The organism is Candidatus Hecatella orcuttiae (assembly GCF_002009985.1).
GTDB lineage: Archaea > Thermoproteota > Bathyarchaeia > Hecatellales > Hecatellaceae > Hecatella > Hecatella orcuttiae.
Genome location: NZ_MTLX02000005.1, coordinates 343110 through 356184, shown reverse-complemented (window position 1 = coordinate 356184; position 13075 = coordinate 343110). Strand labels below are relative to the sequence as shown.

Here is a 13075-nt window from a genome sequence, read left to right as displayed (position 1 = left end):
GAAGTATTGCAAGGCGAGAGCTTGGTGGGGTGGGGGAGATTTGAACTCCCGACCTCCCGGGCCCGAGCCGGGAATCGTAGACCATGCTGGACCACCACCCCTCAAAAGTCTTTACAACTTTTTCCTCATATATTCTTAGCTTCTACCCTTCCATCTTTCCAGCGAAGTTAAAGAAGCTGAGGTCCTCGGAAAGAAATCTTTCAACATTCTCCGGGTGAAGGGAAAATTACTCCCTATGAGCCTTTCCCTCGGTCAGGCTGCGTTTTCCTTTTCCCTCAGCTCTTGGAGGATTTGCTGAGCCCTGTCCATTCTTATCTGCCGCTCCGCCACCATTCTTTCAGCCACCAAGTCCACCAGCTTCCCTTGGGCCCCCGCAGCGATGGCCAAGTTTCTCGCGTGGAGAGACATGTGACCTCTCTGAATGCCCTCGGTGGCTAGGGCCCTGAGGGCTGCGAAGTTTTGGGCGAGTCCCACGGCGGCCACGACTTCACCCAGCTCCCGAGCTGTTTGGACTCTTAGGATCTTCTTGGAGATGCGGGCTATGGGGTTGGACACCGTTGCTCCGCCTACCAAGCCTACCGCCATGGGCAGTTCGATAAACCCTTCCAAGTGGCCTGCCGAATTTTTCTCCCATCTGGTTAGTGGGCTGTAGCGGCCGGTTCTGGCAGCGTAAGCGTGGGCGCCTGCCTCCAACGCCCGAGTGTCGTTGCCTGTGGCCAAGGCTACAGCAGCCACACCGTTCATGATTCCCTTGTTGTGGGTGGCGCAACGATAGGGGTCTGAGGCGGCGAAGGCATAGGCGTCTAAGATGGCTTCCACCACCTCCTCTCCCCCCACAGCCTCTCGGTCCATGACCACTCTCGCCCTGGCCAGTCTCTTAGTTGCAAGGTTGGAGACTATTCTCAGCCTCACCCGGCCTTGGGTAAGCCGCTCCACCAAGGGAGCCACGGCTTCAGCCATGGTGTTAACGGTGTTAGCTCCCATGGCATCCCGACAGTCCACGTAGAGTTCCACCACTACCATAGGCCCTCTGAAAGTTTCAACCATTCGAACTCCCAAGTCCTTGGCTCCTCCACCCATGCGGACTAGAACCGGGTCTTGGCTGTTGGCCAGTTCGAGGATTTTTTCCTTTTCAGCCTCCACCGCCTCTTTAGCCTTCAGCGGGTCCTTCACTCCCATCAACTGAATCTGCCCTATCATCACAGGGTCGGTGCTGGAGGTTTGGAAGCCGCCTCTGACGGCTGCCAGCTTAGCTGCGTGGCTGGCCGCAGCGACCACGGAGGGTTCTTCGATGGCCATGGGCACTAGGTAAGGTTTACCGTTGATGATGAAGTTGACGGCAACTCCCAGAGGCACAGGCATGAAGCCTACTACGTTCTCGATCATCCTCCCAGCCTGCTCAAGAGTTAGGGCTCCCTCCGCGGAGAGAAGCCTCCTTTCATCCTCACTGAGACCTGCGAACTCGCCCACAGTTTGAATTCTTTCTTGGACGGAGAGCTTGTAAAACCCTGGCAGGATGGAGCTTTTCACCAAGTTAAACCCCTTTTAAGAAGATGCTATATCCCATAAACCAGCAAAACTTCTTCCTAATAACCTTATTTCTGGATAGTCTTCATTTTCGAAGCTTTTGGTGGAGTTCAATTTAGCCTAAAGCTGAAAACTTTATAAGAAAAAAGTTCAGTCGGTTTCCCGATTTCACTTCACAGTTACGCAGGCGCAATTGACGTGGGTGCACACCTTGGTGGAGACGCTTCCCATGATAGCCCGGGAAAATCCTCCCAAACCCCTACTTCCCAAAACCACCATGTCCACGCCTAATCTCTCCGCTGCGTTGATGATCTCGTCAGCAGGGTTTCCTTGGGCGCAGATACGTTCAACTTTTTTTATCCCCGCAGCTTTAGCCTTGACTTCAGCCTCCCCCAGAAAACCTCCTGTCTGGCAGACTAGGTTGAAATACTCAGAGACAGGCACCTTTTCAATCCGAGCGAACTCTTTAAACTCCTTAGGCACACCCTTCTCTTCTAACACATGGATCAGATAAAGTTCAGCCTCCCATTTTTTAGCCAAGTCTACCGCCAAATCCGCAGCCTTTTTGGAATGCTCCGAACCGTCCACAGCGACCAAGATTCGGTCCACAGACTTAGACGAAGGTTTCTCCTCCAAAAGGAAGTCAACCCCAAATTTGCCATTTTTGATCTGCACAATTCAATTTAAAGGTTTTCGTCCCTTAAAGGAGACTGCAGGCGCTGGAAAAACCTTCAGCCTCGCCTGTTTGAGGCCCTTCCTTTGGAAAGGAGACTAGCGGTAGCTTTTCGTTGGACATTCAAAATTTTTAATGCCACCGCGGTTGCGGTGATGGCTACCGTTGAGCTGACAAACAATCCTGTCGCAGCCATCATGAGAAACTCGGAGGCAACCAGTTCACCTACAAGGATCAGGGAGGCACCCAGAAGCCAAAGCATTGAGACAGGCTTCAACAGGCTTCCTAGGGCCAGGGTTTCCTTCTTCCTCCTCGCAGCGTAGAGAACCAGAGCGGTTGGGGGGGCAAAGTATACAACTCCTATCAGGGCGCCGGCTACAAGCCCGGCTACGGTGATACCAAGTTCACCGTTAAAGCTGAAGACGGTGTTGGCCGCCACGGCCAAGTGAAGGATTCCGATGAGGGGGTAGAGAAAAACTTTCACCACTCCTTTAACAGACGGGTGGGCCTCTATGAAGCCGGCCACTGAAGGACTGAAGGAATAGTACCAAGCGTTGAAAACCCTCATGAACTGGGCTCCGGCGAAGGTTTTGAGGGCGACGTTTTCCCTGAAACCCCTCAGAAATTGCACTTCCGGAGCCAGCTCTGAGCCATAAGTGGTGGTGGCGATGATGCATTTTTTCCCTTCAGCAGAGGGAGTCGGTGTGGGGGTGGCTGTGGGTGTGGGTGTTGGCGTGGGGGTGGGGGAGGGGGTGGGAGTAGGCGTAGGGGTTGGCGTAGGCGTCGGAGTTGGAGTAGGCGTGGGTGTAAGGGTCGGGGTTGGTGTAGGTGTAGGTGTCGGCGCTGGGAGTGTGAACTGAAACTTGGCCTCGGAGAAAATGCCTCCTTGGTACACTATCACCCTCCATTCTCCTTCCGGATCGTCCTCTTGAAACCTGTACACCTTCGCCACAGCGTAGGTTCCTTGGGAAGAAACACGGGCTTGAGCAACACCTTTCAGGTTTCCTTCAGGGTCAAGAACTTGCAGAGAAACCAGCGAATTCGGCTCAGCCGTGCCTGTGACGTTGAGGTAGTCGCCGCTTCCATAGGTTTCTTTGTCGGTTTGAACAGTGGGAGCTTGAGGAGTTGAATACGCCACCATAGGTAGCGTTAGCAAGAGAAGTAAAATTCCGAGGAATACCTTTCCCAGAGAGGGTTTAACCATGATACTACCTCCCCCTGTAACCGTATAAAACCGTTTTCCAGAAACCGGTTTCAAGGGTATCTCAGCCTTCAACGGTTTAACCTAGGTGAAAGGCTTTTTAAATGTGGAAGAAGACTTTTTAGGTGGAAGTCTAAAATAATAGACAAAGTATAACTTAAGACTGAACAGCTATCTTTCGATGTTAAAGGATCTGAGACCCCATGGTTAAAAAGCCTAGGACAGGAGTCGACGTTTTCAGCGCCGTGGCAGCGCCCATCAGGCTTCAGATCCTTAAACTCCTTGCAACCCGTGGACCTATGACTTACAGTGAGATCATGGAATTCCTAAAACTTGCGCCCACTAAGGATGCGGGGAAATTCGTTTACCATCTTAAAAACCTTCTCTCCACAGGCCTCGTGGGCTTGGAGAAAGGGACGAGGCGGTACCAGATAACCGAGCTGGGCTTGAGGGTTAACAGTTTCTCCCAAGAGCTGGCCGAATACGCCTTGAGAAAAGCAGGGCGGTTGTTTGTTCGGACCTCCCGGTATACCATGGAAGAATTTGACCGGAGCAAGATTGCCCTCTCCCTCGTTGAGGAGGCAGGGGCTCTCCCTGAGGTGGCTGATAAGATCTCCGCCGAAGCTGAGGAGCGTATGCTGAAACTTCCCATTACCTACCTTACAGCGCCCCTCATCAGAGAGTTTGTCAACGCCATCCTCTTGGAAAAGGGCCTGGAAGACTACCGTCACAAGCTTACCCGGTTGGGAATGCCTGTGCGGGATGTGGAGAAAACCGTTGCCAAGGCAGCTGAAAGAGGATTGACCGTGGAACACGCCCATGCCGCGGCTGGGAGCCAAGTTATGACGGAGTTCATGCTTCTCAACGTCCTTCCTAGGGACCTAGCCGACGCCCATCTTTCAGGCCAGATCCACTTAAGCGATTCCGGTTATTGGGTGCTGAGGCCTCAGAGCATCTACCACGACCTCAGACCTTTTCTTGCCGGGGGCTTCAAAGCTACAAGTCACGCTGCCCCTTCGCTTGCGCCTCCTGATAGTTTCTCGGATTCCCTGCTGATGGTTGAGGGGTTGATAGACGCCTTCGGGGGAGAAATTTCAGGACAGCAAGCCTTCGACTATTTCAACATATTCTTAGCACCTCATCTTCGAGGAATCCCTAAGGCGGAAGCTCAAGCGGCTTTGAAGGGCTTTCTCACCCGGGTAGCATTCAAAAGCTTTGGAAGCGGAGGGGTGACTCTCGGTTTAGAGGTTTTCATCCCTAAACGTCTTAGGGCGCTGACAGCTGTCAGACGAAGCGGCGGAAAGGAGGAATATCAAAGCTTCGAAGAAGAAGCTCAGACTCTTGCGAGCCTCCTGCTGGAGGCAGCCTTGGATTTGAGTTCAAGAAAACCTCTCTTCAATCCTCGGCTGGTGTTAAAGCTCAGGGCTGGAAGTTTCAGCAAAAAATGCGAGGAAATTTTGGTTAAGGCCCATGAGCTAGCCGCCAAATACGGCGCCATTTACATAGCCAATTTAACCAAGGAGCCAGAAGAAAACTCCAGCTATCTGGCCAGCGGGGAGAGGATTGGAGGAGAGTGGACAGGCGACTGGGAGGTAGATACGCTTCGGACGGGATGCCTGAACACGGTAGCCTTAAACCTACCCCGGATAGCTTATGAGGCTAAGGGAAACGACTCCAAGTTTTTCAGCTACTTGGAAAAAGCAGTTAAAACAGCAGTTAAGGCTTTGGAGATAAAAGGAAAGGAAATAGAGGACCGGATGAAGCAAGGACTGCTGCCCAGTCTAACCCATGTGGAAAGCGGCGAAGCCTATTACAGGCTGAATAATTCAGTGAAGACCATTGGCATAGTAGGTCTCAACGAAGCTGTGAGGGTTCATGTAGGCTACGACATCTACGAGGAGCTTATGCCTCAACATTTCGCCGTTCGGCTGGTGGAAAACATAGCCAACCTCGCAGCCGCCATCTCCGAAGAAAAAGGGATAAGGTTAGCTGTTTCGCAGATCGTAGGCAGTGAAGCTTCCTCACGCCTAGCAGAGTTGGATGGGAAAAAGTACGGCTGGGAAATGGTTAATGTTCAAGGTGGAAAAGAACACCCCTACTACACCTATGTTCCTCTCCTTCCAGAAGAATCAGCTCTCCCCCAAGATGAAAGGCTGAGGATTGAGGGGAGATTTCATCCGCTGTTAAAAGGCGGCCATTTCACCGCCGTCACCTTAGAAGAGGAAAGATCCCCTCAGAAGCTTCTTAAACAAACGGTTAACCTCTGCGAGAGCTTCGGCCTCAGCTTTTTCGCCTACGATTTCCCTCTCACCTACTGCGGGCTATGTCAAAAAACTTTCAGAGGCTACCTGCACCGCTGTCCTTCCTGTGGCACAACCCAGATAGACGTTTACGCTAGGGAGTCAACCCTCTATCTTCCCCTTCAATGGTGGACTCATGGAGGGAAATTGGAAGCCTTCAAACGTCGCTGGTGAAAAGATTTCCACGCACACCACCAGTTTGAAGGCAGTCCGTCTGAGCCTTTCAAAGGCCGCATGGCTGCGGAGAAAGTTATCGGGTGAGGCGTATTGACAGATTTCATACGAAACAAAAAACAGCTCATTGAAAGGGAAAAAGTGGAATCGGAAGCCCGCCGTTTAGCTTTGGAAGCCATGGAGGCAGCTTTAGCTTCCGTAAACCCTCAACATCTGCTCAGAGGTCGTCTGAAATTGGAAGGAGACTTCCTCAGGATAGACCATCTTTCCGTCGACTTGAAAGAGGTTGAAGGGATCTACGTGTTCGGCGGCGGTAAGGCTTCAGCTGCCATGGCTGAAGCGTTGTATGAGGTTTTAGGCGATAGGCTCACCGAGGGAATTATCGTGGCACCAAAATATCAGGAGCGAGCGTTCCGCACAGGCCCCATCTGGCTGGTGAAAGCCGGGCATCCCATTCCCACGGTTGAGGCGCCGAACGCTGTGTCTAAAATGTTGGAGCTCGCGGACAGGCTCGGTGAAAGGGACTTGGCCTTCTGCTTGATTTCCGGAGGGGGATCTGCGCTCATGGCTTCGCCCACGGGAGGAGTAAGCCTTGAAGAGAAACAGGACATCACCCGAGCTCTCCTCAAATCCGGAGCCACCATCCATGAGATTAACACCGTGAGAAAACATCTCTCCCAGGTGAAGGGAGGCCGGCTGGCTGGGAGGATCTATCCGGCTGAAACCGTGGGGCTCATCATCTCCGACGTGGTGGGCGATTCCCTTGAAACCATAGCCTCAGGGCCCACCGCCCCTGATCCCACCACCTTCAGGGACGCCGTTGCCGTGTTAAAAAAGTATAGGCTTTGGGACAATGCCCCAGAAGCCGTCCGCAAGACTCTTGAAGAAGGGGTCGGAGGCCTGATCCCTGAATCGCCCAAACCAAGTGAAGAGGTCTTCCGGAAAGTTCACAATTTCATCCTCGGAAACAATGAGTTGGCATGCCGGTCTGCTTCGGAATACCTGAACTCCAGAGGAGTGGAAGCTTCGGTTCTAACCGTTTTCCTCGAAGGCGAGGCACGGGAAGCTGGCAGGGTGATAGCTGCCATGGCAAAGTATTTGAAGCCTAAGCCGGAGGCAAAAGACAGGTCAATAATTTTGGGAGGAGAAACTACCGTGAAGGTTAAAGGCGAGGGCAAAGGCGGGAGAAACCAAGAGCTGGTACTTTCGGCTTGCAGACTTATAGAAGGAGTCAAGGGTCTGGCCATCGCAGCCGTGGACACCGACGGCGTTGACGGCTACACTGAGGCTGCTGGAGGAATCGTTGACGGCTACACCCTAAGCCAGGCGAGGGAGGCTGGATTGGATGCGGACTTTTACCTGCAAAACAATGATTCTCACAGCTTTCTGGATAAACTCGGAGATACCATTATGACGGGGCCTACGGGGACGAATGTAAACGACCTCATCGTAGCTGTGCGGGTGTCCTCTGAAGGGGGCTGAAGGGTGCGGACGAAGATCGTGTGCACCATCGGTCCGGCTAGCTCCTCCTACAAGGTTTTGAAGCAGCTTGTTAAGGCAGGAATGAAGCTGGCCCGCCTAAACTTCTCCCACGGAACCCACCGGGAGCATGGAAGAGTTATTGAGCTGATCAGGGGGATATCCCACGAGTTACATACGCCCATAGGAATAATCCAAGACCTACCGGGCCCGAGGCTGAGGATTGGGCGTTTCAAGGAAGGCTCCGTCCGGTTGACGGAGGGGGCAACGTTCACCTTAACCACCGAGATGGTTGAAGGGGACTCCCATAGGGTCTCCGTGAATTACAGCTCTCTCCCTCAGGAGGTGAAGAAGGGAGATAAAATCTACCTAGCTGACGGAACCATCAGGTTGGAGGTGGTGGACACCGACGAAAAAAATGTAGCGTGCAAAGTTGCAACAGGCGGGACTTTGCACTCAGGTAAGGGGATGAACATTCCCGGTTTCATGGTGAAGATGCCGCCTATTACGGAGAAAGATGCGGAGCATCTGGAATTTGGGCTTGAAAAAGAAGTGGATTTTGTTGCCTTTTCATTTATTCAAAGCTCCAAGGACATCATCGCCGCGAAAGAGCTTATCAAACGGAGGAAGAGTAAAGCAGGGGTTATCGCCAAGATCGAGCGAGCCTCCGCCTTCAGAGATATCCGCAGGATCATTAGGGAATCTGACGGCATCATGATTGCGCGCGGCGACTTGGGGGTGGAGATGGATGTGGAAAACATACCCATCTTGCAGAAGCAGTTGATCCGAGACTGCAACCTCCACGGTAGACCGGTTATAACGGCAACCCAAATGCTCATGTCCATGGTGCAGAATCCTCGGCCTACAAGGGCGGAAGTAAGCGATATAGCCAACGCTGTTTTCGATGGCACCGACGCTTTGATGCTTTCGGAGGAAACCGCTGTGGGAAACTATCCGGTGGAGGCTGTTAAGGTCATGGCCCGGGTGGCTGAGACCGTGGAGAAAAAACTTCCCTACAGGGAGATCCTAGCCCAACGCGAATCCTCGGCCAAACGGACACCGGAAGATGTGATCAGCTACACCGCATGCCGGCTGGCAATAGGCTTGGAGGCTGCGGCCATCGTGGTCCCCACCCGGTCCGGCTCAACCGCCTACAGAATATCCCGCTACAGACCGCCCAACCCTTTGTTAGTCTTCACCGCAGACCCTTCGCTACAGCGGAGGCTCCTCCTATCTTGGGGGGTAGAACCCTATTTAGCGGAGGAACCCATGAACAGCGACCTCATCCTCCGGGAGGCTAAAAGAATCTTGGCGAAAAAGGGTGATGCGAAAAGGCTTAGCCGCATTATCCTAGTTTCCGGAGATCCCAAAAGCAGAGTGGGCACCACCAACACCATCAGGGTTGAAACCGTGGCATTAAAATCCAGTTGACCGGGAGGCCAAAAAAGGCTGAATTAAGCCTAAAATAGGCTCTGTCTCGCCGCAGCTCAGCCAGTCCCTACCGGCAGATGATGCACATGTCGTATATCATGCCATCCGTCTTGTAGAGGGGACATCGCTGTTTTCCGTAGTCCGGGCATAGACGCTTTCGGCTTTCCACCTTTCACACCCTCACTGTTTTCTTCGCGGCTAGCCAAGCTCAAAACAGAAGAGGTGGTGGGAGTAGATAAATCCTTTCCTCCACGCCGCGAAACCTCCTCAGCATTGACTCGTTAAGTCCTAAGTGTGAAGCCCTCACTTGTGGATGGATAGGAATCTTTGAATCGACCTGTCGTAGATTTTTTCAACCTCAGGAGGAAAGAAACAGCCCGGTAACTCGCCCTTTTCTCGATGATAGAGGAGACACTGGCAGCAAACTCCCTTCCTACCGCAAGGCTCGTAGGTGCATGTGCAGTTCTTCAAGTTCACCTCAACGTTTGAGCAGTCGACCCTCGCCACCCCAAACTCACCTCAGCCTAGCTTGGTTAATTTCTCCTCCCTGCCTATTTTAGGCATTGCCTCTCCCGCCGCGGGGAAGAAAAATGGGCGCTGCACATAAGAAATGGCGCCGGGGAAGGGATTTGAACCCTTGCGAGCCTCAGGAGGCTCACGGGCTATCTTTTGCCAGCGGTTCAACTCAAGGCCCGCGCTTTTGAACCCTTACCCTCCTTCAGGTTAGTCCACTCAGCCTTCGGCCCGACGGCTGTCTTCCCACAGCCTCGGAACCCCGGCAGTGACCCCGGCTAAAAGACTTCCTTATCTAAGACGGCTGGAAATTATAAACCTTCACAGGGAAAAAACCGGTTAGAATATTCATAAAAAATGAAGAAAGTGAAGGGAACTTAGAGCAGCGACTTACCTTGTCACATCGGAGGCATTCCGCCGCCTCCCAGTCCTCCTGGTCCACCGCCTGGACCGCCGCCTTTCGTTTCAGGAGGCTTCGTCTTAGCCGCTGCGATGACGTCGTCGATGCGGAGGATCATGCAGGCTGCTTCCACGGCGCTCTTGATGGCTTGCTCCTTAACCTTCGCCGGCTCGAGGACGTTTAGCTTCTCCATGTCAGCTGCTTTCCCAGAGAACACATCTACTCCCACGGAGAGGCCCTCAGGCTTGTCGTGTTGGGCTCTTAGGTCCACTAGGATGTCTATTGGGTCCATTCCCGCGTTTTCAGCCAGAGTTCGGGGGATAGCCTCTAAGGAGTCAGCGAAGGCTTCCACAGCCAACTGCTCCCGGCCGCCAACTTTGCTTGCGTAGCTCCTGAGACGTTTAGCCAACTCCATCTCCAGAGAGCCTCCGCCCGCCACGATCCTGGGGTTCTCGTAAACATCGGCCACCACGGAAAGAGCGTCGTGAACGGCTCTTTCAGCCTCGTCGACGAATCGCTCTAGGCCTCCGCGGATCAGGACGCCTACCGACTTGGGGTTCTTGCAGCCTTCCACGAAGACCATCTTGTCGTCTCCGAACTTCCTCTCTTCCACCAGTTCAGCTGTACCCAAGTCTTCCTTTTTCAGGTCGTCAAAGTTGGTGACGATGCGGGCTCCTGTGGCTCTTGAAAGCTTCTCCATGTCAGACTTTTTAACCCTCCTCACAGCTAGGATGCCCTGTTTGGCTAGGAAATGCTGGGCGATCTCGTCGATGCCTTTCTGGCAGAAGACCACGTTGGCCCCAGTGGCAGCAATCTTATCCACCATCTCCTTGAAAATTCTGGTCTCCTCGTCCATGAAGCTCTTCATCTGCTCCGGAGTCTCTATGTTGATCTTGGCGTCAAACTCTGTCTTCTCGATCTCCAAGGGGCTTTCCAAGAGGGCTATTTTCGCCTTTTCCACCCTCCTAGGCATACCGCTGTGAACCACTTCCTTATCCACGATGATCCCTTTGATAAGCCGGGTGTCAGTGAAGCTTCCACCGTGCTTTTTGGTTATCTGGATTTGCTCAACATCGGCAACCCACTTGTCTCCTCGACGTTCGGCGATGAGATCCACTGCCTCGATGGCTAGGTTAGTCACCAGCTCCTTAGACAAGGCCACTGACTTGCTTCGGATGGCAGTGGACGCCACCTTCTTCAAGGCTTCTTTATCTTTGATGTCCACGCCTTTGGCGATGCCGCCCAACTCCTCCAAGGCCTGAGCGGCCGCTTTCCTGTAGCCTCCGACCACCACGGTTGGATGAATGTTCTGGTCCAGCAGCTCTTCAGCCTTTTTGAGCAGTTCGCTTGCCAGAACCACTACGGTGGTGGTTCCGTCGCCGGCGATGGTATCTTGGGTCTTAGCCGCCTCCACCATCATCTTGGCGGCTGGATGTTGGACGTCGATTTCCTTGAGGACGGTGGCTCCGTCGTTGGTTACCGTCACGTCGCCGAGACTGTCCACCAACATCTTATCCATGCCTCTGGGCCCGAGGGTGCTCTTTAGAACTTCTCCGATGATTCTCGCTGCCATGATGTTGTTTCTCTGAGCGTTTCTACCCCGGGTTCTCCCGGTTCCTTCTTTCAGGATCAGTACCGGAACACTTCCTGCGCTTGCCATCTTTTTACACCTCCATCTTGGAAACCTTAATCAAATTCGGAGCTTTCTTCCCCTCCGGCGCCTCCGCCTTTAGGCGGGGTTGACTCCTTCATCTTAGAAGCGGCAATAACATCGTCGATACGGAGGATCATGGCTGCAGCTTCGTGGGCTGAAGTTATTATCTGCTCCTTCACCCTCAAAGGCTCCAACACCTCTTGCTTCTCCAAGTCTGCCACCTTCCCTGCGAAGACGTCGACGCCGTACCATTTTTCACCTTTCTCATGCCTCGACCTGAGCTCCACTTGGATGTCCAAGGGGTCTGCGCCTGCGTTCTCAGCCAAAGTCAGCGGGATACTTTCAAGCGCGTCGGCGAAATCTAAAGCAGCCAGCTGCTCCCTGCCTGTGAGAGTTTGAGCCCAGTTTCTCAGCTGGGTGGAAACCTCTGCTTCAAAGGCGCCTCCTCCCACGACGATCTTGGGGTTCTCCACTACGTCTCTCACCACAGAAAGAGCGTCGTGGATAGACCTCTCAGCCTCGTCGGTAACTCTCTCAGTTCCGCCTCTCACTAGGATGGTGAGGGACTTGGGGTTCTTGCAGCCTTCCACGAAGGTCCACTTGTCTTCTCCCAGCTTCCTCTCCTCCACTAGCTCAGCGGAGCCTAAGTCTGCCGACGTTAAGGCGTCTACGCTGGTGACGATTCTTCCACCCGTGGCTTTGGAAAGCTTCTCCATGTCAGACTGCTTAACCCTCCTGATGGCTAGGATACTCCGTTTGGCCAAGAAATGCTGAGCCATGTCGTCGATGCCTTTCTGGCAGAAGACCACGTTGGCCCCAGTGGCAGCAATCTTATCCACCATCTCCTTGAAAATTCTGGTCTCCTCGTCCATGAAGCTCTTCATCTGCTCCGGAGTCTCTATGTTGATCTTGGCGTCAAACTCTGTCTTCTCGATCTCCAAGGGGCTTTCCAAGAGGGCTATTTTCGCCTTTTCCACCCTCCTAGGCATACCGCTGTGAACCACTTCCTTATCCACAGCTACCCCTCGAATAAGCTGGGTGTCGGTGATGGAGGCTCCCGCCTTCTTCTCCACCTTCACGTCTCCGATGTCCACTTTGTATCCTTCGTCAGTTTTCTGGGCGACTTGCAGAATGGCTTCCACAGCCAAGTCTGCGAGGTAATCCCGATTCTCTGAAACCAGCTTACTGGCCATGGAGGTTATCGCCACCTTCTTCAACATCCCCTTATCCTTTGGGTCCACTGGTATGGCTATCTTCCGGCCGAATTCCAAGGCTTTCTCTTCAGCCTTGCTGTAGCCGTCGACGATGAGGGTGGGGTGAACGTTTTTATCGATGAGAGCTTCCGCCTTCTCCAGCAAAGCCCCAGCCAGCACCACGACGCTGGTGGTTCCGTCGCCAACCTCTTGGTCGGTGGCCTTAGCCGTCTCCACCATCATCTTGGCGGCTGGATGTTGAATGTCCATCTCCTTCAGAATGGTGGCTCCGTCGTTGGTTATGGTGGCGTCGCCGAAGCTGGAGATGAGCATTTTATCCATGCCCCGGGGGCCGAGGCATGTCCTAATGATTTCAGCCACAACCTTGGCGGCGGTGATGTTGTTCCTCTGGGCTTCCCTTCCCTTCGTCTGGGTTGTTCCCTCTTTCAAGATCAGTACAGGTTGACCGGATTCAGTTACAGCTGGAATTGCTTGAGCTGCCATTTTTTCAATCCTCCTTAACGCTTCCC

General features: G+C 53.3%; 9 protein-coding genes and 2 tRNA genes. 3 read left to right on the top strand and 8 right to left on the bottom strand.

Annotation, left to right across the window (positions count from 1 at the left end; translation table 11 throughout):
• Positions 1-22: 22 nt before the first annotated feature.
• The 4 genes from BWM17_RS04915 to BWM17_RS04900 all read right to left on the bottom strand — a co-directional run bounded on the left by BWM17_RS04915 (position 23) and on the right by BWM17_RS04900 (position 3404).
• Positions 23-101, bottom strand: a tRNA-Pro gene (locus BWM17_RS04915).
• Positions 102-252: 151 nt separating this feature from the next.
• Positions 253-1530, bottom strand: a complete 1278-nt coding sequence (locus BWM17_RS04910) for a hydroxymethylglutaryl-CoA reductase, degradative (protein WP_309492822.1) — start codon at positions 1528-1530, stop codon at positions 253-255.
• Between the two features lie 165 nt (positions 1531-1695).
• Complete coding sequence (locus BWM17_RS04905) at positions 1696-2202, bottom strand: universal stress protein (protein ID WP_309492821.1); 507 nt, start codon at positions 2200-2202, stop codon at positions 1696-1698.
• Between the two features lie 56 nt (positions 2203-2258).
• Positions 2259-3404 carry a CFI-box-CTERM domain-containing protein gene (locus BWM17_RS04900; RefSeq protein WP_309492820.1) on the bottom strand — a complete coding sequence of 382 codons (1146 nt, stop codon included), beginning with the start codon at positions 3402-3404 and terminating at the stop codon, positions 2259-2261.
• A gap of 200 nt (positions 3405-3604) precedes the next feature.
• Here BWM17_RS04900 and nrdD point away from each other — a divergent pair, with 200 nt between their 5' ends.
• From nrdD to pyk, 3 genes are all read left to right on the top strand, one after another.
• Entirely contained in the window at positions 3605-5875 is a 2271-nt protein-coding gene (gene nrdD, locus BWM17_RS04895) for an anaerobic ribonucleoside-triphosphate reductase (RefSeq protein WP_309492819.1), read from the top strand.
• Positions 5876-5968: 93 nt separating this feature from the next.
• Complete coding sequence (locus tag BWM17_RS04890) at positions 5969-7357, top strand: glycerate kinase (RefSeq protein ID WP_309492818.1); 1389 nt, start codon at positions 5969-5971, stop codon at positions 7355-7357.
• 3 nt (positions 7358-7360) lie between these two features.
• Positions 7361-8785 carry a pyruvate kinase gene (pyk, locus tag BWM17_RS04885; protein WP_309492817.1) on the top strand — a complete coding sequence of 475 codons (1425 nt, stop codon included), beginning with the start codon at positions 7361-7363 and terminating at the stop codon, positions 8783-8785.
• Positions 8786-9088: 303 nt separating this feature from the next.
• Here pyk and BWM17_RS04880 read toward each other — a convergent pair whose 3' ends face one another.
• The 4 genes from BWM17_RS04880 to thsB (BWM17_RS04865) all read right to left on the bottom strand — a co-directional run bounded on the left by BWM17_RS04880 (position 9089) and on the right by thsB (BWM17_RS04865) (position 13049).
• Positions 9089-9292: a DUF6485 family protein gene (locus BWM17_RS04880; protein WP_309492816.1), complete on the bottom strand. Its 204-nt coding sequence runs from the start codon at positions 9290-9292 to the stop codon at positions 9089-9091.
• A gap of 104 nt (positions 9293-9396) precedes the next feature.
• A tRNA-Ser gene (locus BWM17_RS04875) sits at positions 9397-9529 on the bottom strand.
• A 167-nt stretch (positions 9530-9696) separates the two neighbouring features.
• A complete protein-coding gene (gene thsB / locus BWM17_RS04870) occupies positions 9697-11358 on the bottom strand; it encodes a thermosome subunit beta (protein WP_309492815.1) in 1662 nt (553 codons plus the stop codon).
• 26 nt (positions 11359-11384) lie between these two features.
• Positions 11385-13049: a thermosome subunit beta gene (gene thsB / locus BWM17_RS04865; RefSeq protein ID WP_309492814.1), complete on the bottom strand. Its 1665-nt coding sequence runs from the start codon at positions 13047-13049 to the stop codon at positions 11385-11387.
• Positions 13050-13075: the final 26 nt, after the last annotated feature.